Below are 24,262 nucleotides of genomic sequence, written 5' to 3'. Positions count from 1 at the left end.
TTGTAAACCTTGTCGAATCCAGTATACGGGAAACAGGCCAAAACGTCGACCCGTGACGATAAAAGGCCGGCTATGTTTTGGGTGTTAATTGTTGGCATCATTCTGTTTTTAGCTTGGGCCCCCTTCCAGGCTGCACTTTTTAATGGGCAAATGCTTGATTTTGAGAAGCCACTCTATTGGGCTGTCATCATCGCCTCGATTCTATTGATCTTGGCAATCGTATCTTATTATAAGAAATTCAAGCTGGAAGAGCAAAGGGATTGGCTGGCTGTATTGGTACTGCTGCTTCCCCTGACTTATGTGCTTTCACTAACTTCAGCAGCTTCTCATTACCTGGCCATGAATATGGTGGTGGTACAGTGCATATATGCCGCTCTGTTTATCATCTCAATTTATCTACTTCAGGATCGGTTAGGCAATAAGATTATTCACAATCTGATTATGACTGTTGCTTATGTCATTGTCGGCTTTGGCTTTATCAACTGGTTTGGACAGTGGGTGCTTACCGGCAAGCTGGTAGGTTGGTTTAGCCAATATGTTTATCAAAACCGTTATACCAATGCAGTCATGACAGATACAAATGGGCTCCGGCTGACATCGGTGTTTCAATATGCGAATACATATGCCGCCTTTCTAATGGCTTTCCTATTCGCTGCCGTTTTTTGTCTGATGAAATCAAAATCATGGTATGGCAAGGCTACTCATGGCTTCATGTTGGTGCCAATTCTGGTCTCGCTATTCCTGACCTTATCACGGGGCGGTCTGGTAATGCTGCCAGTCGTATTCGTGCTGCTCTTGCTTTTCTTTAAACCTGCACGCCAGATTATATGGATTTTGCATTGCGCCATTGCTGGTGTAGCGTCAATATCAATCTTGACTCCAATTACAAATATGGGATTACAACTCAATAAGACCTACAACGGCGGAGAGGCGGCCAAGGCTTGGGGATTACTTATTGGTATCTCCCTTGCTGTTGCTGTCGTACTGTGGCTTGTTGAACGTTATCTGGCACCAAAGTTGGAGAATGCCCTCAAAGGTTGGACCTCCCGGAAGTTGTCCAACCTGTGGCTACCTGTCGGATCGGTTGTGGTGATTGGCTTGCTGGCTTTTCTGTTTATTGGAACCGGCCTGCGCAGCGTACTGCCTGATAACGTCCAGGTCCGTTTAGAAAACATCAATTTCCGGCAGCATAGTGTACTAGAGCGACTTGTATTCTATCAGGATGCTGCCAAATCGATTAAGGATCACCCTGTTATTGGAAGCGGCGGTGGTGGTTGGGCAACTTTATACGAAAAATACCAAGATTATCCTTATACCAGCCGTCAGGCCCATAACTTTTTTATGCAGTACCTGGTTGAAGTTGGCATTCTCGGTTTTGTAATTTTCATGTCATTCATCTTATATATTTTCTACAAATATATTCGTAACTATATTAGACAGAATGATGAAGAACGCGATTCTCACTTTTTGTATCTTATTGTGGCACTCTCGATCCTACTTCATAGCTTGTTGGACTTTAATCTCAGTTACGTGTTCATGGGCATACTGGTATTTGTGAGTCTCGGTGGTATGGCCGCTGCTATGGACAGCAAGCCTCTTAAGCGCTTGTCCATGAGTGCTTCCGGTTTTCGGATCACGTACAGTGCAGTCATTGGTATCCTGAGTATCGTCGTGTTATTTACAGGTCTTCGCTTCGTGCAATCGGCTAATGCTGCCACATCTGCCAAACAGATCATGGCGGTCAGCACATCATTTGAGGAAATTCAAAGTGCTATTAATAAAGATCTTGAACTTCGGCCTACACATCCGGATTCGGTTATAAGACTGGCTGCACTGTACAAGAGTGTTTATCAGCAAACGAAAAAAGAGGAATTTTATACTGCTGCAATAGAGGTGCTAAATACGGGCCTGAAGGCAGAGCCGTATAATAAAATCATGTATAACTCCAAAATTAACCTTTTACAAATAAAAGGTGAGAATGAGCAGGCCCTCAGCATTTTGGAAAATAACATCTCCAACTTTAGATGGGACAATGACTGGTACAATATGTTGATCACTCAAGCTTATTCTCTTGGTGATCAGGCACGTGAGCAGAAGGACACGGCCAAGGAGCAGAAATATTTCCAAGCAGGTCTTGCTGCTTACCAGCAGGTTCTGGATGGGGTAGCTCATATTAAGACGGTTCCACCTGAAATTCAATTGACACGTACTTTTGAAGTAACCCCAAGCATTGCGCTCAGTGCTGGCAAAATTGAGTTCATGTCAGGTAAGCCTGCAGAGGCTGCCAACATCCTCAAAAACGGCTTGAAGGACGATTTGAGTGATGCTACGAATCGTGAGGTGGCTCGCTATTATATCGTCGCTCTGCAAAAGCAGGGACAGGATGACAAAGCTTTGTACGACAAGCTGATTAAAGCTGATCCGAAGGAGAAAGAGCAAATCGCTCAGTTGAAATCGGAGAAATAGAGCACCACAAAAAGAGGCTGCCGTGATATAACACATCATCTGGCAGTCTCTTTTTTATATTGAGGAAGAGGGGCTTATTACGGTGATACTTTTTTTTGTTGATCTATCTCTTCAATAATCTGTCTCATATAAGCCAGCACTTCATCTTTAATCTCATCATGCTGCAGAGCATAATGGATGGTTGTTTCTATGAACCCCAACTTCTCCCCAACATCATGACGGTTCCCATCAAATTCATAGGCCAGGATCGGATTGATCTCACTCAATTTGGATATAGCATCCGTCAATTGTATCTCGCCACCCACACCTGCGGATTGCTGACCCAGGATATCAAAAATATCAGGTGTCAAGATATAGCGTCCCATGATCGCCAAGTTGGAGGTTGCTTCTTCCTTTTTCGGCTTTTCTACCAGACGTTCTGCTTCCGAGATTTTGGTGGTAAGTGCATGACCCTCAACAATCCCGTAACGATGAACCTCGTTCCAATCTACTTGTTTTACTCCTACAACAGAACGCTGATACTCGTCGAAAACGTCCATCATCTGTTTGAGACATGGATTCTCAGACTCAACGATATCATCCCCTAAAAGCACGGCAAAGGGTTCGTCACCAATAAACTTACGTGCACACCAAATAGCGTGTCCCAACCCTTTAGGTTCCTTCTGACGAATATAGTGGATATCTGCCATCTCTGATGGCTTGCGCACTTCATTGAGCAGATTCCATTTTTCCTTGGCGGCCAGATTATGCTCCAGCTCAAATGAGTAATCAAAATGATCCTCAATCGCTCTTTTACCTTTACCTGTCACGATAATAATATCTTCAATCCCAGATGCAACAGCCTCTTCAATAATATATTGAATGGTTGGTTTGTCTACAATGGGAAGCATTTCTTTAGGCATCGCTTTGGTAGCAGGAAGGAAACGGGTTCCTAATCCCGCAGCAGGAATAATTGCTTTACGGATTTTCATGGGTTAAACTCCTTTGTCTTCAATATAACGGATAGATATACTGTCTATGATTATAGCAAGAAGGTGAACTATTTTAATAGTGTATGCTATATTTTCCGACATGTACTGGACTTCCTCTACTATACCCTCAACAATTCCCGGATGTCCTCCTCGGTGAGTGTGGATGATGGGCCTTCGGCCGGATCTAGAACGTCCTTGATAAGGTCCTTCTTACGCTGTTGAAGCTCCAGCATAGTCTCCTCAATGGTGCCTTCGGCGACGAGACGGATGACTTGAACGACACGTTTCTGGCCCATGCGGTGGGCGCGTCCGGCGGCTTGTTCCTCGACGGCGGGGTTCCACCACAGGTCGTACAAGATTACCGTGTCGGCTCCGGTCAAGTTCAGACCTGTTCCACCTGCCTTGAGGGAAATCAGGAACACGTCGTTCTCTCCTTCGTTAAAGCGGCGGCACATATCTACACGGTCACGTGCAGGGGTGCTACCGCTCAGATAGAATACTCCTGCCCCCTCCTTTTCCAGTGCGGAACGGATTATGTCCAACATGCTGGTGAACTGGGAGAAGACGAGCATACGTCTACCGCTGGCGCGTGCCTCGGCAACGGTCTCCAGCAGCTGTTCCATCTTGCCCGAGGAGCCTTGGTAATCCTCCACAAAGAGGGAGGGATGACAGCACAACTGGCGCAGCCGGGTAATCCCTGCCAAAATTTTCATACGGCTTTTTTGAAATCCATTTGTTTGCAAGTCCTGAATGGTGTCATCCCGCAGTTGAGACAGGTATGCGGCATAGAGCTTCTTTTGCTCTCCGGATAGCTCTGAACGTTGTACAGTTTCGATTTTATCCGGCAGTTCCTCAAGCACGTCCTCTTTCAGACGTCTCAAAATGAAGGGAGAGACCATACGTGCAAGCTGCTCACGCGGAATGTCCCTGAAGCTTTTACGACCCGAGAACAGGCCGGGGAACACAGCGTCAAAGATGGACCATAACTCCTCCAATGAGTTTTCAATCGGTGTGCCCGTCAAAGCAAAACGGCGCGGAGCTGACAGCTGCTTGACCAATTGAGCGGTTAGGGAGCCTGCATTTTTAATCGCCTGGGCTTCATCCAGAATGAGCGTGCTGAACGTTTTGTTCTCATACCATTCAAAATCGCGTCGTAACAGCGGGTAGGAGGTAATTATGACCTCTGGCCCTTGATCTCCTTCTACCGTGGCGAGCAAGCCGCTACGCTCCCCCTTCTGTCCGGCAACGACCTCTACACGAACATGGGGAGCAAAGCGCTTGAATTCATTTTCCCAGTTATACGTAAGAGACGCCGGGGTAACAATTAGTACAGGCATGGAAGCCTGGGCAGGCGAGGACGACTTGTCCGTTTGCTTCCCGATCTCTGCGTGGCTGTCCAATTCGGAACAGATGTAAGCAATCGTTTGCAGCGTTTTCCCCAAGCCCATATCGTCTGCCAAAATCCCGCCAAAACGGAAGAAAGACAGGCTCTTAAGCCACTGAAAACCCTGTACCTGATAATCTCGCAACACATTTGCCAAGGATTCCGGTGGATCATATTCCAGCCGCTCGGGATGACGCAAACGCTCCAGGAAACGGCGCAGATGCTTGCCCATCCGAAGTGAACTGGCACCTTGAATATCGTCGGACAACTGAAGGGCTTGTAGAGCAGGCAGTTTGACCGTACCACCCTTCACGTCACTTCGCTTGACACTCAGTTCCTCGGCCATACGTCCATAAGTCGCATATTCCTCGCCCTCCAGTGACAGAAAAGCACCGCTGCGCAGACGAATATATTTTTTCTTTTCCACAACACTGAGCATAATGTCCCGAAGTTCCTGTTGATTCATCCCCTCCAGTTCAAAAGACACGTTCAGCCAGTCCAGCTCGCTAGTCAGCTCCGCTTTGATTTTGGGTCTGCTGGCAGGGTCATAGCGCATGCCTCGGGCGGATTGGGAAATATATACCTCGGTCAGTTCCTCCAGCTCAGGCAGAACATGATATAGAGCATCAAAGATCTCATCATCGGTGGTGGCAATCCATCGGAGCCCGTTCCTGCGCATACGTGAAGACTCCAGAACATGCAGTACCCGACGCTCACTGTCCATATTTCGTATTAAAATCATTTTACTGTCAGCACGTTGTTTTCCTTTTTCATCCAAAGGATTCAGGAGAATGCCCTCATAATCAAATTCTAACCGTACGAACAGCTTGCCTTCCTCCCGATCAACAAAGCTTTTACTCACCAATTCCGGCTCGGCGATCCGTTCTCTGACCCGCTTATCTACGCTTACCTTCCCCGCTTTGCGTAACACGGGCAGCGTCTGCTGTACAAATGGCTCGATCTGGGCTGCCGATATATCCACGCTACTTTTACCTCCATAGGCCGAGAGAGTATCTCTCATTTTGGCAAGTCGCCGTAGCTTCAGCGGGTTCTCTTCGAAAATCTTCCCATAGCTAACAGTCAAACCGTAGGAAGGGAGCAAAGCGGCTTCCTGCAATCCATTGACATTGAGTTTGTAGCCACCGCTAACGCCTGGAGCAATATTAAACTCTATGGGTAAAACTTCATCAGAAGCCGTGATTTGACCATTGCCTAGCGTTCCCTTCCCCTCCCAGGTCACAAAATCACATTGCTGGAGCAGCTTATACACATCAGGCCAGTTCATGGGAGGAATGAACATAGCACGAGCATCTCCGGCAAAGCTGTCTGATAAGCTATAGGGGTTCAATAGTTCTTTGTACATCCGCTCACCGTTTTTAATGTGAATCAGAAGTTCCATCAACTGTCGATCTGCATGGGCAAAATACTGCGTTGCTGGTTCGTAGGAAAACAACTTCGTAAAGTGAAAAGACTCCCCTTTTTCCACACTATCCAAGAATGGCCTTAGCTTCTGCACCACATAAGTTCGCCTCGTCCCTATTTTCATCTCAATGTTGATCTGCTCACCTTTATATGAGCTATCCTCTACATGACAAATATATTCAACCTGGAGCTTCTCCTGATGGGTGGTTGTAAATTCGCTGCCAGCTGGCGACAAACCGTTGTCCCCCGATTCATCAGTTTGCTTGAATAGCTCCATCAGTTGATCGGCGGTACGATAGGATATCATCTGCTGGAATGGCTCAATAGCAGAACGTGTAGCAGGTCGCCGGGAAGGTGGAGCTGATAGAAGTGAATCAGGTCCAAAAATGGAGGTTGGCTGGGTTTGTCCCGCTGCTGGAATATCCAATTGATAGTCAGGTACAATAATTTGGCTCTGCGTCCCGGCCTTGATCATTCGATGTACAGCAATCAGCACTGCGGCAATATGCTTACATCCCTCATGATAGTAGCTGTTTTGATAGGCAGGGCAGGTACATTCGGCGTCCAGACCGAACTCATCCAGATCAATATGGACCTGATAGTTGCGACTCCCCTTTACTCCAGCAGCTATTCGGGTGCATGGGGCATTGATTTTTAATGACGTAACTCTGCCCTTTTCGACATATTCCCGCCCTTTGTTGTATGCCGTTGTCCCACAAATGTCACGCACATCCTGCAATGTAAAATGACTCATTTACACTCCCTCCTTGTATCCATGAAAATTTCGCAAAATCCCTTAATATAATTGAATCATTTGAGCTTATTGGAAATGGTAGCTGTTCTACATGTTCAGCACACTTGTAAGTCCATTGTACAACAGTTGCGCAATTGGACACGCGGAAAGATATTAAAAAAAGGGCCGCCTCATTGGCTATACATAAAAGCAGACCACTTCCCGGAAAGGGCAATGGTCTGCTTTGTTCGTCATGCTGAATGTCAGTATAATTCTTCAAACACTGTAGCAGTTACGTATGCATCACACAGACTACTTGACCAGTTGCCCGCGTGTAACACCCAACTGGTTCGTCGCTTTAAGCGTCTTCCAGACCTGTGTACCACTGATTTCTCCGCGCAGGGCACGGTTATAGAGGTCAATCACCTCTCGTACCTGCTCCGGGGTCTCCTCAAGAAACTCCACGCGGTAGCGGGACACACCCAGCTCCATAAAGTTGGACAGGTACTCGGCGCCGGATTGCTCGATGGCATTGTATACCGTGTTGCGACAGCCTTCGTCCACGCGAACGGGGTGAGACATACCAATACGGTCGCGCAGGGATGCGCGATGGTCCTCACATGGACGTCCACAGTTGGTGTAGTCCGTGCCTTCGCTCATGAAGGTGCAGTATACGCAATGTTCGGTATGGAACATCGGCATATGCTGCTGAATCACGATCTCCAGCTTATCGGTACGCGTGCGTCTGAGCATATCGACCATTTGCTGGATGTTCAGGTCGTACGACGGCGTAACCAGGTCACAGCCTGAATCCAGGAACAGATCTGCCGCTTTGTGGTTGGCGACATTCAGCGAGAAGTCACCGATCAATTGCGGATGGTGTGCGTCCGGATTTTCCAACCGATGTCGCATGTAGAAATACAGTGCCCCCGGATTGCGTACCAGCACAGCATCTGGCTTCAGGCGCAGGATGTTGTTGTGGTAGCCGTTTTCACCCGGCATGTGAATACGCGGGGTCGCCAGCGCAATTCGACGCCCTGCGGCGTGTACAGCCTCTACGGCTGCCGGGAATTGCTTAATGAACTCGAAGTCGGCGTAAATGAACTCCACGTCGGCCTCCAGCGCAGCCTCAACCTGCGGGAGGCTGCGGCACAGCGCGGTCAGCTCTGCCTGACCGCGTGCCACTGGCGATGCGGGAACCGATGCATCGCCATACACCTCTACCGCCCGCTTCGTGTACACGGGCGGTTTGGGGCGCTCGCCCGCGAGCAATTCCACCGCCTGACGGCGGATGCTGTTCAGCTCGCGCATCGGCACGATGACGTCCCCATGCAGGTGGACGTCCAGTTCTTCCAGCTGGAACACCGTTCCGCCCAGTCGGCCGAACTGCTCCTCGAGCAGTTCGCGCGTCATTGGACGCTTCTGGGCGATTTCAAGTTCCAGCTCGGAATCCACGCGGACCGTCGTGCCTTTCTGCACATCGGTCCACCAGGTCGTCAGCGGCTGCCCTGGAGAGCCGCTGACACGCACATGTACCGGAAAGACACGGTACGGCTTGTCGGTCTCGTACGTCTGGCGCAGACGCTTGTCCAGCGCCGGGTCGTTGGTCTTCCAAATGCGGTCGCCGACATGTACACGGCGCAGATCCACATCGTTGCGTCCCGCTACGATGTCGATGATCCAGCCTTCTCCGGCTTCGCCTTCGATCTTTACACCCTTGCGACGGATATCGTATACGCGTCCGCCTTCTTCTTTTTGCGTAGGATCTCCTGCATCGAATACAATGCCGTCGCCACGCTTCAGCGGCGCATCAATACGGCATACTACGCCGTCACGAAGGATTTGTTCCACCCGACCCAGATAAACACCCCGGCTTTTCGGGAACGTACCGTCAACCAGCTTCTTGTTATTCGTTCCTTCCAGAAACCCGTGCGTAAAGCCGCGTGAAAAGCTTTGCTGAAGCTCGCGGATATCTTCTTTGCTGGTCTTGGAAGTGTCACCTTCAAAATACTTATCAATCGCCTTACGGTACTTGCTGACCACGTTGGCTACATATTCAGGCGTTTTCAGTCGTCCTTCGATTTTAAAAGAGATGACGCCCGCGCCAATCAACTCCGGCAGCAGATCAATGGCAGCCAAATCCTTAGGTGACAGTAGATACGTCACGTCGGCCATCGGCTTTTGCTCGCCATCCACCATCAGATCGTAAGGCAAACGGCATGCCTGTGCGCATTCGCCACGGTTCGCAGAGCGCCCGCCCCACATTTCAGAAGTCAAGCATTGACCCGAGTAAGATACACATAACGCGCCATGCACGAATACTTCCATCGGAAGTCTCGCTTGCTCACCTATTTTTTGAATCTGTTTTAAGTTATTTTCACGTCCGAGCACGACCCGCTCAATGTTGTACGGTTTCGTAAACTCTACCGCCTCCGGCGAGGTAATCGTCATCTGGGTAGAGCCATGGATCGGAAAATCCGGCGAAATATCGCGGATCATTTTCACCAAGCCCATATCCTGTGCAAGCAACGCGTCCACACCTGCATCCACGCAGGCATCGACCAGTTCCTTGGCATCCTCCAGCTCGTTTTCAAACACCAATATATTGAATGTCAAGAAGCCTTTAACCCCATAGCTATGCAAAAACGCCATAATTTCAGGCAGCTCATCCATACGGAAATTGTTCGCCCGCGCCCGTGCGTTGAACTTTTCCACTCCGAAAAAGATCGCATCGGCTCCATTCGCTACCGCCGCACGCATACAATCCCAGTCACCGGCTGGTGCCAGAAGCTCGACATCTTCTCTTCGTACTGCTGATTTCATCATTGTCCTCCCTAGACTGAGAAATAACTTATTATTCTTTGGTAAAGCGTTATTTTCCAGAGCAGCGATGCTGCTTATTTTAAAATCCTATGAACTATCATCCTATCCGATCATCCCTACTCTGAACCATAGGCTCACGGGATCATTGACATCCAACTCAAAAAATCCGCATGACAAACATTGCGGCATAATCATTCTTATCTTGTAACTAATCTAGTGTACCAGACTGCGCCCCAAGCTTCTACACTTTCCAAGCGATTCCTTACAAAAATATCATACTAAAAATAAAAAACACCCCCAATCCCGTCAAACGGTACATTGGAGATGCTTGGGAGATGCTTGAACAGCCTTTGACCTTCCTACCTCACTCACTCTTTAAAAAGATTGGCGATCTTACGGCGGGTGCCAGCGGAGCAAGCCATTTGAATCCGTAGAAGCGTTAGCGTTCGCCTTTGACCCGGGATTCTTACTATTCAATCCCTTATACAATCCAAGAATCCCGGGTCAACAGCGATCGCAGGATCAAATGGCGCGCGTAGCGCCCCTCCCCACCATAACTCGCTAATCCTTTCCCTACACCCTCTACTTCACAAAATTAAACGAATTCAGCGTCGAATCCAGTGCAGTAGACTGCACAGCCGTATTGTTCGCGTCATTCAGCGTCGTTGCCACGGTATACGTTTTTCCGTCACGCTCCAGAACAATTTGGCGGCCTGTATAGCCAATGCCTTCTTCCACACGGTGGAATGTAAAGGAAGCTGCCGGAACCCCGGCGAACGTCACGTCCTTAACCTCTTCAACCTTGAGGTTTTTGTAGCTTTTACCCTGCTTATCGTAAAAGTCCTTGAGCTGGGATACCGTTAACTCGAACGATTGGTCATTGTCAACCTTGATAGAGAAGCGTCCTCCAGTAAACTGGTATTCCACATCACCCAATTCAAATTGGTCGCTGATCGCTGTCCAGTATCGTGGAATATTCACCGTGTACGCATAGGCTTTGGAAGTCTTTTTGACCGTTTTCGTTTTGTCTGCCAGATAGTCGTCCTCTTCCAGTTGTCCGAAGTTGCTCGCTACGGTTTGGAAATCGATTTGAAGCGAGGAAATGAGCGCATTGAACTGATCATTCCCTTTGCTCACTTTTTCCGGCACAGCGTATTCAGCCAGATAGCGGTATCCATTTTGCTGAATCAGCACATTGTATTCCTTAACCCATCCATCGCCAAAGTTGTATCGATACTCCTGAACCAGCCCCTTAACCCCCGCAACCTCAAGTGGATAGGTCTTCTGGGACTCATAAGCTGTAGATACAAATGAATCACTCAGCCACTTTTGCAGCTGTTGGCTCCAGTTCTCCAACGTGGCATCAGCAGGAGCTGAAGTCACGTTCAAGCGGAAACTCGATCCATCATTGCTTTCGTACTGCATCCGCTGATCGTCCATTTTCCAACCTGCCGGTATGCTAAGCGACACACCATAGTCCGGGTTTCCAGCCTCACGTGTTCCCCCTACGACGGTCGACAGGTCTTTAATGCTTTTATCCTGTGCATTGAAGGAGGTCTTGAAGGAATTTAACAGACCCGCATACTGTGCGAGATCCTTATAGTTCGTTGCTTTGGCATCGGAAAAATAAATCACATACAATCTTCCGTTGTCATAATACTGACGGTTTTCCCACAGCACGCCGTCTCCGTCCTTCGTAATGACACGCGCATAAGGTACCTTTGATTTCGGGAAGGATTTTCGATCTATAACGATTTCTCCCGTCTCCTTGGCGGCTTGCACCAGTTGTTGAAGCAAATCGTCCGCATTCAACGGGACCGGCTGTGGGGCTGTATGCACTTCCATATAATACGCACTATTCTCGTCCATAAATGTGGAAATGCTCTCATCCCCGCCACCCTGACCGATGACCAGCCCTGTTGGATAGTTCATGGACCAATCGTAGTAGCTGTTCCCGATCTGCGTCTTGCCCTCATCGTTATCAATGCTCGGCGTCTCTTCAGCTACCGTGCCTGCCTCTTCTTGCGCCTCCATCCGAATGACAATGCCCGCACCATTCTTCTCCAGCTTGCCTCCGAGGCCTTCTGCTACTTGACGCAGCGGAACCATCAGGACACCTGATGACATTTCCGGTGGAGCGGGGAGCGTTACCTTATGACCGCCCATCCAGGCAGTACGGCTACCGATGGTCAGCGATACGATGCGAGCACCGCTGCTAATTTTGACCACATTATCTTCGGCCAGCCGAATTTTGCTGTTAAATGCTTTTTTGAACACACCAGCCGGAACCATCAACGCACCGCTTTTTGAATAGGGTTTTGCAATATTGGCATTCTGACCGTTCACGATGGCTGTGTTGCTGCCGCCTTGCAGACGTAGCTCCAAGATCGGTTTATCGCTGTCCGCCGCCACTGCTGGCAAAGCAGATAGCAGAACGGACAATGCAACCGCGCCAGCTCCCAGCTTATACATCATTTTTCTTTGAATATGCTTCACAGTAATCTCCCTCTAGCTATATTTGATATCATAACGATCCGTTTTCATTTACTTCCCTGTAGCGGCTGCCTCTTGGACTGACTTAGATGCTTCCTTGGAAGGCACTACATTGCCATCACCAGCCGACTCATCCGAGTCCCCGGCATCCTCTCCGGCCTGAATAGATTCATAGATTTCACCATTATCCTGTGACAGTACCAACTTGCGTTTTACAATATCGCCGTCCGTCTGCATGAGCAAGCTCACCGTCTGCCCAGGCTGATAGCTTTTAAGCAACTCGTTGACATCGATAGCGGAAGCCACACGCTTGCCGTTTATGCTATACAACTCGTCGCCTTCCTTGATTTTGGCCTGAACAGCACTAGCCGAAGTAATTTTTGTGACTTTCAAAGGGTCCTCCGTAGGCAGCCCCACAATCGCCGACCAGCTCTCTTCCAATCCTAGACCAAGACTGGCACGCCGAACCTCACCATACTTAAAAAATTGAGCAATGACATACTTCACCGTATCCGAAGGAATCGAAAAGCCCATATTTTCAATACCGACAGCCGAAAATTTCATCGTATTGATCCCGATTACCTCTCCTTTGAGGTTTACGAGCGGACCGCCACTGTTACCAGGATTGATCGCGGTATCGCTTTGGATAAGTCGATAGGCAGCGTTGACGCCACGGTTCAATCCGCTGACAACACCCGAAGTTGCCGAATTACGCAGGGAAAAAGAGATAGGCGTACCGATAGCCACTACCTGCTCTCCCACCTGAAGATTATTCGGCGAGCCCGCTAAGGTAGCAGGTTTAAGGCCGCTTGCTTTGATTTTAACCAATGCCAGGTCACTGACCGGATCACTGTAGCTATCTGTAATACTGTAAGATTTACCGTCCGAGGTCACGACCACAGCATCATTTAATCCTTCAATGACATGTGCATTCGTGACAATCCATCCATTTGTCCGAATAATAACCCCCGTACCGTGAGCAAGATTGTACCGATCTCCGCCTGCCACGGTTTGTCCCGTTGCTGAGCGGCCGATGATGCCTACCACAGAGGGAGATACATTTTTAACCACCTGCGGCACACGATCGGCCGATAACGTATATGTACCATTTGCGCTGTTATACGCGCCGCTGGTTCCTAATGCTTTATTCACATCGCCTACGTTGACATAGACCCCGCCGTTAATGACCTTTGTTTTCAAAGCAGTTCCACTGCTGGCTGCACCTGCTGTTCCAGAAACACACAAAGCGCTGCTCAAAGCCAGTATGACAGCCCTTTTCCCCATCTTACGCATAGTTTCACCTTTTCCTCTCTAACATGACCCTGTTCTATCAGTTAGTCCAAATCTACCATAGAGGAGACACGCATACAATCGCTTTAAGCCCTATCTTTTTTTTAAAAGCTATGTTTGCCGCTTACATGACCCCTCATGTCATTTATACTATAAAATTACCAAATCCTTATATCAAGAAAATAAGCAAAAACGATAAATAATCGTTATAGCGTTTGGGCCATTCCTTCGTTTACGGGCACTTCCAACTATGATACCATCACATTATATCTTAGTTCTATTGTCGGAAATAAAAGTATAATCTTGAATCCCTGCAAACAATGCTTATGAAGGAGGCAAATGGATGGCTTACGAACCAATCTGGACCGCTCATCCCGATAAACTGAACAAATTCGAATTTGCCAAGCTGGAAAAGGACGGCCTTGACGTCATACGCACCATTATCGAAAGCTATGCGAGCGAAGGCTTCGATTCGATCACTGCGGACGATATGGATCGTTTCAAATGGGCCGGAGTGTATCAGCAAAAGCCCAAGGACGGTCATTTTATGATGCGCATCCGTATTCCTACAGGTATCATGACATCAGCGCAGGCACATGCATTGGCGGACATATCCACACTGTACGGACGCAGTCTCGTTGATGTCACCACCCGTCAGGCTATTCAGCTTCACTGGCTGACGGTTCAAGATTTACCCGATATTTTTGAGCGGCTGGAAAAAGTTGATTTGTACTCCTTTGAAGCCTGTGGCGACTGCCCGCGTACGATTGTTGGCAATCCGTTGGCAGGCATTGATCCGAATGAATTGGTCGACACCAAGGACATTGTGGATGAAGTCAACCGTTTTTTCGTGTTAAATCGGGACTTCTCCAATCTGCCGCGTAAATACAAAATGTCCATCTCCGGTAACACGTACAATAATGCGCAGGCTGAAATTAACGATTTGTCCTTTACGCCAGCCACTAAAGTAATCGACGGGGAAGAAGTCATCGGCTTCCATGTGATGGTCGGTGGGGGCTTATCCGCCAAGTCGCATTTGGCGCAATCGCTGGACCTGTTTGTCCGTCCTGATGAAGTTTTGAAGGTTTCCATTGCAGTCACCACCATTTTCCGGGATTACGGCTATCGGGAAAAACGACATCATGCCCGCTTAAAATTTCTCATCGCCGATTGGGGCCCGGAAAAGTTTTTAGCCAAGCTCACGGAGTATATCGGCGAAATGCCCGGCCGGGGCGAGGATAAAACGATCGGCTGGCAAGCAGCCTACTTTGACGGTGTGCATCCACAAGCGCAGCAGGGTCTAAACTATGTCGGTCTGAACGTGCCAGTCGGCCGTCTGGATGCTGACGAACTGCACGAGCTGGCCGACCTGGCTGACCGCTACGGTGATGGACAGATTCGTACCACCATGTCACAAAATATTTTGCTGAGCGGCGTGCCGGACAATCAGGTGGATGAATTACTACAGGCTCCTGTGCTGCAACGCCTGACGCCACAGCCCAAGCATTTTATGAGCCGTACCGTTTCATGCACCGGGAATGAATTCTGCAATCTGGCGATTGTGGAGACTAAAAAGCGGGCGGTTGATGTTGCCGAGTATTTGGATCAGCACGTAGAGCTGGACGAAAAAGTGCGCATTCATTTCATCGGTTGCCCGAATTCCTGCGGACACAAGCATATTGCAGACATCGGTCTGCAAGGCTCGCTTATTAAGACACCCGAAGGCATGGTCGACGCGTTCGACATTGCTGTCGGCGGAGCGCTCGGACCGGGTGCCCAGTTCAGTAAAGCGCTCAAAGGTCGCGTACGTGGTGATCAGGTTGGCCCTGTGTTGGCCGAACTGATTCTGTTTTACAAAGAAAATCGAAATGCCGACGAAACCTTTTATGCGTATGTACATCGGGTAGGCATTCCGACTTTTCAGGAAAAGCTGTCTGCTATTTTGCAGGCCAGCACCGCTGCTTCCTGAGGTTTGTAAGTAAGGCTCTTCTATCATGTGTTCTCTTAACCTAATAGGCCTTCCAAGGCAGCCTGTTTGTATCTCGCATACAAGCAGGCTATTTTCTTGTGGTCATAACATGGCTGCAAAAGGTCATCTTCTGCGCTTCCAAAAAAAGATACCGGATTATTCAGATTATTCCGGTATCCATATTTTCGCAAAATCAAGTACTACCGGTTTATGAGCGCCGCCGGATGTGGATGTCACCACTGCATAGCCTGTCGGTATTTTGTATATGAGTCCCGTGTCATATCGGATGCCGAAGGAATTGTCTTCCTTGTAATGGGTAGTGGTTTCCCAAACCTTCGTACCGTTCCCTTTCAAGCCAGTGATGGTAATCCCATGCATCTTCGTGCTGCCTCCCAGCGGATCATATCGGTCACTAAACCGAACGTACACCTGCTCCTCCGGCAGATATACCCGGTCAGCCGGATAATCATCTGTATCACCGAACAATTGCAGTCCGTTGCTCAAAATCTGTGTACGCTTGCTGTTCCCTTTAAGCCCTGTGACGGCTATATGGCCACCGGACAACTCCCGTACCTCTGCAATATCTTTACCAGAGCCCAAATCGAAATTAATGTTACGGATTTCCTGGCCGTAAACATCTGTCTGTACTCCTACCGGGCCATGCGGACTGTTCATAAGTGCATAATATCCATCGTGATTGCCAACCAGCCAACCCGAGGTCACCCCGTCCTTCGTTCGGTTCCACAGCTCCTCACCAGTTTCTGAGTATTTGAGTACGGTAAATGCTTGTTCCGCCCGGTCCAGAGAGGATACAAGAAATCCGCCGTCCGCAAGCGGTTCCAAACCTATAAGGGAGTTCTGTCCATGGGATGCCAAGCCATCCGTTTGTAACGTTTTGGACCACACGCTATACCCGTCCTCATCTAACCGTGATGCCTGTAACTCCCGTATCCCGTCTGGCTTCGTATAGTCGATAAGCAGCAGCGAGCCACCATCCGACGTCTCCCGCTGGACTCCCCTACTGCTTGCACCAGGCTGCACATTCAGATCCAGCTCATGTTTCCACACACCCTCCAGCGAGCTGTCCAGCTTGCCGTACGTGACATGCGCCACACTTGTCTCAGTATTGTCTTCGATGTTCAGTACCAGAAACCCACCATTCGCTGCGGGCTGAATATAATTATGTGGATTCCCTTCATCCTCAAAGCTTCCAATTGCCGCGCTTGTTTCAATTTCAGCCTGCTTGGGCACAGCCGCCTCGGACACCTCGGATGCATAAGACGGAACAGCGCTAAAACCCATGACCCATGCCGCTAAGGCAACTCCTGCTGTCCATGAATAAACACGTGTACGTAGAAACCCGTTTCGCATTCCCTTCAAACGTTCCAGCTCCCTTCATGACTTTACCTCAGAGATGTTTTTAAAAACCTTAGATGTGATAGACTAACGGTTTCGCTTCAACTTGTACTGGTTGTCACGTGGTCACGGAACTTCATGCGATGCTATACAATCATGATTTATATATTTACCTCTTCAAGCCCGAGCCCAAACATTTGAAACTCCAAAATGGAGACTGCTCCGAGACTTTCTGCCGATGAATATACGTATAGATTTATTATTCCAGCGCTTGGTAAACTATGTGTCACATGCTTTAACGCAAGATTTGGATAAAAGTTCTCTTTTTTTACAAAATAAAGCCCCACCAAGGCAAAGGAATGAATACGCTAATTCGTATTCTGTCTTCATACCTGTGTGAGGCTTACAAGACTTATATTAAATGATGTCTACAGATCGGCTGTCTGAAGCGCTTGGCTGCGCTGTGTATCCCGTTCAAGGATTGGCTTCAAATACCGTCCTGTATAGGATTCTTCGACCTTCACAAGCTGCTCAGGTGTTCCAGTAGCCAAAATCGTGCCACCGCCGCTACCGCCTTCCGGTCCCAAATCAATCAGATAATCGGCTGTTTTAATCACATCCAGATTATGCTCAATGACCAATACTGTTTCTCCCGAATCAACCAAACGATGCAGTACCGTCAGCAATCTGTCAATATCGTGAACATGCAGACCCGTTGTCGGCTCGTCCAAAATGTAAATCGTCTTACCCGTGCTGCGACGATACAGTTCGGAAGCCAGCTTCACGCGCTGCGCTTCGCCCCCGGACAAGGTAGTCGCAGGCTGTCCCAGCTTGATATATCCCAGACCTACATCCATTAGCGTCTGGATCTTGCGATGAATCTTCGGGATGTTTTGGAAAAACTCTGTCGCATCCTCTACCGTCATCTCCAGTACGTCAGCAATACTCTTACCTTTGTATTTCACTTCAAGAGTCTCCCGGTTATAGCGTTTACCCTTGCACACTTCACATGGAACATACACGTCTGGCAAAAAGTGCATCTCAATCTTGATGATCCCGTCGCCTCTGCAAGCTTCACAACGGCCGCCCTTTACGTTAAAGCTGAAACGACCCTTTTTGTAGCCCCGCACCTTGGCCTCATTCGTCTGCGAGAATAAATCCCGGATATCATCGAATACTCCGGTATAAGTTGCGGGATTGGAGCGCGGCGTGCGGCCAATTGGAGACTGATCAATCTCTACGACCTTTTCGATATTTTCAAGCCCGCGAATTTCCTTATGCTGACCTGGACGCACTCTCGCCCGGTTCAGATCACGCGCCAGTGTTTTGTACAAAATTTCGTTAACCAACGTAGATTTTCCGGAGCCGGACACACCCGTAACAGCCGTGAAAACCCCAAGCGGAATTTTGACATTCACATTTTTGAGATTGTTCTCTTTGGCTCCCCGGATTTCCAGCCACTTGTCAGCAGGCTTACGCCGCTCGGTATTGACCGGAATAAACTTGCGTCCGCTCAAATATTGCCCGGTCAAGGAATTCGGGTCCTCCATAACTTCCTGCGGAGTCCCCTGTGACATGATCATGCCGCCGTGGATTCCAGCTCCCGGTCCGATATCAATAATATAATCTGCTGCCATCATCGTATCTTCGTCATGCTCCACCACAATCAGTGTATTCCCGAGATTCCGCATATGCTCCAATGCACTAATCAGTCGGTCATTATCCCGCTGGTGCAACCCGATGCTTGGCTCGTCCAAAATATACAGTACGCCCATCAGGCTGGAACCGATCTGTGTCGCCAACCGGATACGTTGTGCCTCACCACCGGATAACGTTCCCGCTGCACGACTTAAGGTCAGGTACTCCAATCCAACATTAACGAGGAATCCCAAACGGCTGTTAATTTCCTTAAGAATGAGATTGGCAATGGACTGTTCCTTCTCACTCAACACCAGCGTTATGAAAAATTGAGATGCTTCGCCAATGGACAAATCAGTTACATAGGCAATGTTACGCTCCTGAATAGTCACCGCCAGAGTTTCTTTCTTCAAACGATGTCCCTTACAGGTATTACACGGCTTTGCGCTCATAAATCCTTCAATAAATTCACGGATACCATCAGAAGCTGTGTCACGATAGCGACGCTCCAGATTCGGGATAATTCCCTCAAAGGTCACATAGGCTTCCTTGCGTTGGCCAAAATCATTTTCATAACGAAACCGGATCTTCTGGTCGCCCGTTCCATGTAATAAGATGTTCATTTGTTCCGTGGTCAGTTGGCTGACAGGAATGTTCTGTGGAATACTATAATGCTCGCATACAGACTGTAAAAATTGCGGATAATAGGTGGAAGTTCCTCCACTCCATGCCTGAAATGCTCCATCTTCTACACTTTTCTCCGGGTCAGGCATAAGCAGGTCGGGGTCGACAACCATTTTAACGCCCAATCCATCACAATCCGGGCAAGCACCGAATGGACTGTTAAAAGAGAACATGCGCGGCGACAACTCGTCTATACTAAAACCACAGATCGGACAGGCAAAATTAGAACTGAAACGCAGCTCTTCTTGCCCCATTATGTCCACCAGCAACTGACCTCCTGAAAGGTTCAATGCTGTCTCAATAGAGTCGGACAGACGTGCACGCACATCCTCCTTCACTACGATCCGGTCTACAACCACTTCAATGGAATGCTTCTTGTTTTTCTCCAGCTCGATCTTTTCGGATAACTCACGCAGTTCGCCATTGACACGCACCCGTACAAAGCCCTGCTTGGCAATATCCGCAAACAGCGTTTTATGCTCACCTTTGCGTCCCGAAACCAATGGAGCCAAAATTTGCAGCCTTGTCTTTTCAGGATATTGCAAAATGCGGTCCACCATTTGTTCAACCGTTTGTGATGTAATTTCAACGCCATGCTCAGGACAATGAGGGTGACCAATTCGGGCAAACAGCAACCGCAAATAATCATAAATCTCCGTAACCGTACCAACGGTAGAACGCGGGTTACGGCTCGTAGTCTTTTGGTCAATGGAAATCGCAGGAGACAGTCCGTCAATGGAATCCACATCCGGTTTCTCCATCTGTCCCAGGAATTGACGCGCATACGCGGATAAAGACTCCACATAACGCCGCTGTCCTTCTGCATAAATCGTGTCGAAAGCCAGTGACGATTTACCTGAGCCACTTAGCCCCGTCAGGACGACAAATTTGTCTCTGGGGATAGTCACGTCAATATTTTTGAGATTATGCGCCCGAGCGCCTTTGATGATGATGCTTTCATTCGCCAAATGTTTCATCTCCTTAACCATAGTTCACGTCATGCTATATTGCATGGGATACCCCAAGCAAGTGATATATCGCAAAGAGAACGACCACATGGGCCGCCCTCTCTATTTTTAAAAGCAATCATCCATTTCATTTTCAATGTGTTCGCGCCACTAATCGCCCCTGAAAGCTTAATCAGCCCGCAGTTCCAGCAAAGCATCACGCAACTCGGCGGCCCGCTCGAACTGAAGATTCTTGGCGGCATCCTTCATTTCCGCTTCCAAACGCTGAATCAGCGACTGACGCTCCTTCTTGGAAAGTTTACCTGTCTCACCAGGAAGGTAATCATTACGTGCCTCGGCCACCTTGGTCGCTTCAATGACATCACGAATCTTTTTGCGAATCGTTTGCGGGGTAATGCCATGGTCTTCATTGTACTGAATTTGAATCGTACGGCGGCGTTCGGTTTCTTTTATCGCTTTATCCATAGAATCCGTAATTTTGTCACCGTACATAATAACACGGCCATCGCTATTCCGTGCTGCCCGTCCAATCGTCTGGATGAGTGAACGCTCGGAACGCAGGAAGCCTTCCTTGTCCGCATCCAAAATCGTCACCAGCGACACTTCTGGCAAATCCAGACCTTCCCGCAGCAGATTGATTCCAATCAGGACATCAAAGGTACCCAAACGAAGATCTCGTAAAATCGCCATCCGCTCCAGCGTCTTAATCTCGGAATGCATATACCTGACCTTGATACCCACTTCTTTTAAATAGTCGGTCAGATCCTCAGACATTTTCTTGGTAAGCGTGGTGACCAGTACCCGTTCCTCACGCTCCATCCGAAGCCGTATTTCACTAATGAGATCGTCAATCTGTCCTTTGCTCGGCCGCACCTCAATGATCGGGTCAAGAAGCCCCGTAGGCCGGATGATCTGTTGCACAGTCGTTTCACATTTCTCCAGCTCATAGGGGCCTGGTGTAGCTGAAACGTAGACGATCTGACTCACCTTGTCCTCGAACTCTTCAAACTTCAGCGGGCGGTTATCCAGCGCGGATGGCAGACGGAAACCATGCTCCACCAGTACATTCTTACGTGCTTGGTCACCATTATACATCGCCCGAATCTGTGGCAACGTAACATGAGACTCATCAATCACGATCAGCATATCATCCGGAAAATAATCCAACAGCGTATACGGTGTTGCCCCCCGCTCGCGGAATGTCAGTGGACCTGAGTAATTCTCGACGCCGGAACAAAAACCAACCTCTTTCATCATCTCGATATCATAGCGGGTACGTTGCTCCAAACGTTGTGCCTCCAGCAGCTTCCCTTGTTCCTTCAGCTCCACTAACCGCTCTTCAAGCTCACGTTCAATGTTGACCAGTGCTACCCTCATCGTATCCTCATGAGTAACGAAGTGAGATGCAGGGAAAATGGCAATATGATCACGTTCACCGATCAATTCACCCGTAAGCACATTAATCTCGGTGATCCGTTCAATTTCATCCCCGAACAGTTCTACCCGTATAGCGTGTTCCCCATGGGAAGCCGGGAATATTTCAACAACATCTCCCCGTACACGGAAAGTACCCCGCACGAAGTTGATATCGTTCCGCTGATATTGAATATCGACCAAGCGGGACAAAATCTGATTGCGGGGTTTCTCCATGCCGACTCTAAGCGAGAGCAGCAGGCTTGAATATTCTTTCGGGGAACCCAGACCATAAATGCAGGAGACACTCGCTACAATAATAACGTCACGACGCTCAAACAGAGAGCTTGTGGCGGAGTGGCGAAGTTTATCAATCTCCTCATTGATGCTGGAATCCTTCTCAATATACGTATCGGAAGACGGAATGTATGCTTCCGGTTGGTAGTAATCATAGTAGCTGACAAAATAATCGACTGAGTTATTCGGAAAAAACTCCTTAAACTCACTCGCCAGTTGGGCAGCCAAAGTCTTGTTATGTGCAATAACCAAAGTAGGCCGATTCAGCTTGGCAATGGTCTGCGCGATGGTAAATGTCTTACCTGTTCCCGTAGCACCCAATAGTGTTTGATGCTTTTTTCCTTCTGCAATCCCTTCTACCAATTCAAAAATGGCTTGGGGTTGATCGCCTTGAGGCTGGAATTCCGACTGAATTTCAAAAGTCTTATCGCTAACAACGATATCACTCATTGCCCTGCATCACCCTTATCGTCTAAAATGGAAACATCATGTTTCTACAACAGTCGAGCTGAAACGTCTTTACCTGTAAACCTATGTCGATATTTCCCGAGCAATGTTACTTGGGAAATATGGTTGAATAAGAATGTTTGTTCCCGTATTATACCTCTTTCTTACCTTGGATGCAAACGATAAGTCTTGAATAGGAGTGAATTAAATTTTGGATATCACCATCGTATTGGGCATCATCGCCGGAATCATAGCATTAATCGGTGGCTTCTTATGGGAAGGCGGAGAATTTACAGGGCTGCTTCAAGGTACATCGGCTCTGATTGTATTTGGCGGAACGTTCGCCGCAGTCGTCATCAGCTACCCCGTTTCCAAGCTGAAGACCGTACCAGCTGCCTTTCGGATGGCGTTTAGCCGTGAGGACAACCTCTCCGAGCAATATATTGAAGATTTGGTTTCCATGGCGGCCACCTCCCGCCGATCCGGGGTGCTTGCGCTGGAGCGTATTTCCTCAGAGCATCCGAATGCATTTCTGCGCGAAGGTCTTCAACTGGTCATTGACGGCACTGAGCAGGAGCAAATCAAGCAAATTCTGGAACTCGAGTTAGATACCATTGAGCATAAACACGAAGGATATGCCAAAATATTCGAATCCGCAGGCGGCTATGCCCCTACGATGGGGATTATCGGTACTGTGATGGGCCTGATCCATGTACTCGGCAGCCTGACCGAGCCGACAGCGCTTGGACCGTCTATTGCTGTGGCCTTTATCGCTACATTATACGGCGTTGCCAGCGCCAATCTGATTTTCCTGCCCATCGCATCCAAAATCAGAGCATGCAGCGAAAATGAAATGGTCACGATGGATTTACTGCTGCAAGGCATTCTCGCCATCCAAAACGGTGAGAATCCGAAGCTTGTACGCAAAAAACTGGAGTTCTTTATCCGTTCAGAGAAAACTCTGGGGCCTAAGCCACCTCGTCGTCGCTCACGCACAGATGACGTTGCTCCAAAGGAGGACTTCCATGAGAGTGCGCGGTAAGCGCCGTGGGGGTCAAGGAGGCGGCGGAGACCATCGTGACCGCTGGATGATTACCTATGCCGATCTGATCACCCTGCTGCTCATATTTTTCGTTGTGATGTATGCCATGAGTAGTCTGGATGCTAAAAAATACGATGTCGTTGTTCAATCCCTACAGGATACGTTCCATAAGGGCGATTCTATTTTGGAGCAAGGCTCAGGCATTACGGGTACTGCGGATCAGCACACAAGTAAGAATCCGCCCACGACCAAGCAACCAGCAGCCGATAAAAAGGAAGCTGGATCGACAAAGCTCGCCGAACGTGAACAAGCATTTCGCACGCAGGAAAAAGAGCTACAAAATTTAATGGGTGTCATTCAAGAATATATTACGGACAACAAACTGGAAAATCAGATTTTTGTGTCAGATCAGCCTCGCGGTATTGTCATCACCCTGAGCGACCGCTTTTTATTCGATCAGGGCAGGGCTGCACTCAAGCAAGGCTCTGCAAACACGTTATCCAAGCTGGCCAGTCTGTTCCGGGATTTGAAAACGCCGATCAGCATCGAGGGCCATACGGACAATATTCCGTTCACACGCTCTTCGAACGCTTCGACCTACAAGGACAACTGGGAGCTTTCCGGGGCACGGGCGCTATCGGTGCTTCGATTCTTTCTCGACAGAGAAAATCTGTCGCCCTCGGAATTTCAATATGCGGGTTATGCCGATACCCGACCGGTTGGAGATAATACGACCGAGGCCGGACGACAAAAAAACCGCCGTGTCGAAATTACCGTGCTGCGCCAGCTTCAACAGTAAATGCCAAAAACCTCCTCAGTCACACTCAACGTGAACCGGGAGGTTTTTTAGATACATATTATATAGT

The 24,262-nt window shown here is 48.6% G+C and carries 12 protein-coding genes; 4 read left to right on the top strand and 8 right to left on the bottom strand.

What is annotated here, in order from left to right; all coding sequences use genetic code 11:
• The first annotated feature begins 9 nt into the window (after window positions 1-9).
• Entirely contained in the window at window positions 10-2,466 is a 2,457-nt protein-coding gene (locus tag L696_RS0113885) for an O-antigen ligase family protein (protein WP_025684176.1), read from the top strand.
• 77 nt (window positions 2,467-2,543) lie between these two features.
• Here the strand turns inward: L696_RS0113885 and galU are convergent, their stop codons facing one another.
• The 5 genes from galU to L696_RS0113855 all read right to left on the bottom strand — a co-directional run bounded on the left by galU (window position 2,544) and on the right by L696_RS0113855 (window position 13,585).
• Entirely contained in the window at window positions 2,544-3,437 is an 894-nt protein-coding gene (galU, locus tag L696_RS0113880) for a UTP--glucose-1-phosphate uridylyltransferase GalU (protein WP_025684175.1), read from the bottom strand.
• 119 nt (window positions 3,438-3,556) lie between these two features.
• The gene (locus tag L696_RS0113870) at window positions 3,557-6,997 is read right to left on the bottom strand and encodes a DEAD/DEAH box helicase (protein ID WP_025684174.1); all 3,441 of its coding nucleotides are present in this window, start codon (window positions 6,995-6,997) and stop codon (window positions 3,557-3,559) included.
• 291 nt (window positions 6,998-7,288) lie between these two features.
• Entirely contained in the window at window positions 7,289-9,799 is a 2,511-nt protein-coding gene (locus tag L696_RS0113865) for a U32 family peptidase (RefSeq protein ID WP_025684173.1), read from the bottom strand.
• Between the two features lie 582 nt (window positions 9,800-10,381).
• Window positions 10,382-12,295 (bottom strand): stalk domain-containing protein, encoded by a 1,914-nt coding sequence (locus tag L696_RS0113860; protein ID WP_025684172.1) that lies wholly within the window; start codon window positions 12,293-12,295, stop codon window positions 10,382-10,384.
• Window positions 12,296-12,343: 48 nt separating this feature from the next.
• The gene (locus tag L696_RS0113855) at window positions 12,344-13,585 is read right to left on the bottom strand and encodes a S1C family serine protease (protein WP_025684171.1); all 1,242 of its coding nucleotides are present in this window, start codon (window positions 13,583-13,585) and stop codon (window positions 12,344-12,346) included.
• Window positions 13,586-13,925: 340 nt separating this feature from the next.
• On the opposite strand from L696_RS0113855, the gene L696_RS0113850 reads away from it, so the two are divergent.
• The gene (locus L696_RS0113850; protein ID WP_025684170.1) at window positions 13,926-15,551 is read left to right on the top strand and encodes a nitrite/sulfite reductase; all 1,626 of its coding nucleotides are present in this window, start codon (window positions 13,926-13,928) and stop codon (window positions 15,549-15,551) included.
• Between the two features lie 165 nt (window positions 15,552-15,716).
• Here L696_RS0113850 and L696_RS0113845 read toward each other — a convergent pair whose 3' ends face one another.
• The 3 genes from L696_RS0113845 to uvrB all read right to left on the bottom strand — a co-directional run bounded on the left by L696_RS0113845 (window position 15,717) and on the right by uvrB (window position 22,357).
• Complete coding sequence (locus tag L696_RS0113845; protein ID WP_245233363.1) at window positions 15,717-16,922, bottom strand: hypothetical protein; 1,206 nt, start codon at window positions 16,920-16,922, stop codon at window positions 15,717-15,719.
• Between the two features lie 413 nt (window positions 16,923-17,335).
• Window positions 17,336-20,197 (bottom strand): excinuclease ABC subunit UvrA, encoded by a 2,862-nt coding sequence (gene uvrA, locus L696_RS0113840; RefSeq protein WP_025684168.1) that lies wholly within the window; start codon window positions 20,195-20,197, stop codon window positions 17,336-17,338.
• A 168-nt stretch (window positions 20,198-20,365) separates the two neighbouring features.
• Entirely contained in the window at window positions 20,366-22,357 is a 1,992-nt protein-coding gene (gene uvrB / locus L696_RS0113835) for an excinuclease ABC subunit UvrB (RefSeq protein WP_025684167.1), read from the bottom strand.
• Window positions 22,358-22,565: 208 nt separating this feature from the next.
• Here uvrB and L696_RS0113830 point away from each other — a divergent pair, with 208 nt between their 5' ends.
• A complete protein-coding gene (locus L696_RS0113830; protein ID WP_025684166.1) occupies window positions 22,566-23,396 on the top strand; it encodes a flagellar motor protein in 831 nt (276 codons plus the stop codon).
• Window positions 23,380-24,195, top strand: coding sequence for a flagellar motor protein MotB (locus tag L696_RS0113825; RefSeq protein ID WP_025684165.1), 816 nt, complete (start codon window positions 23,380-23,382; stop codon window positions 24,193-24,195). The genes L696_RS0113830 and L696_RS0113825 overlap by 17 nt, the downstream gene beginning before the upstream one ends.
• Window positions 24,196-24,262: the final 67 nt, after the last annotated feature.

This window comes from Paenibacillus maysiensis, assembly GCF_000520815.1.
GTDB lineage: Bacteria > Bacillota > Bacilli > Paenibacillales > Paenibacillaceae > Paenibacillus > Paenibacillus maysiensis.
This window is presented reverse-complemented; position numbering and strand designations above follow the sequence as displayed.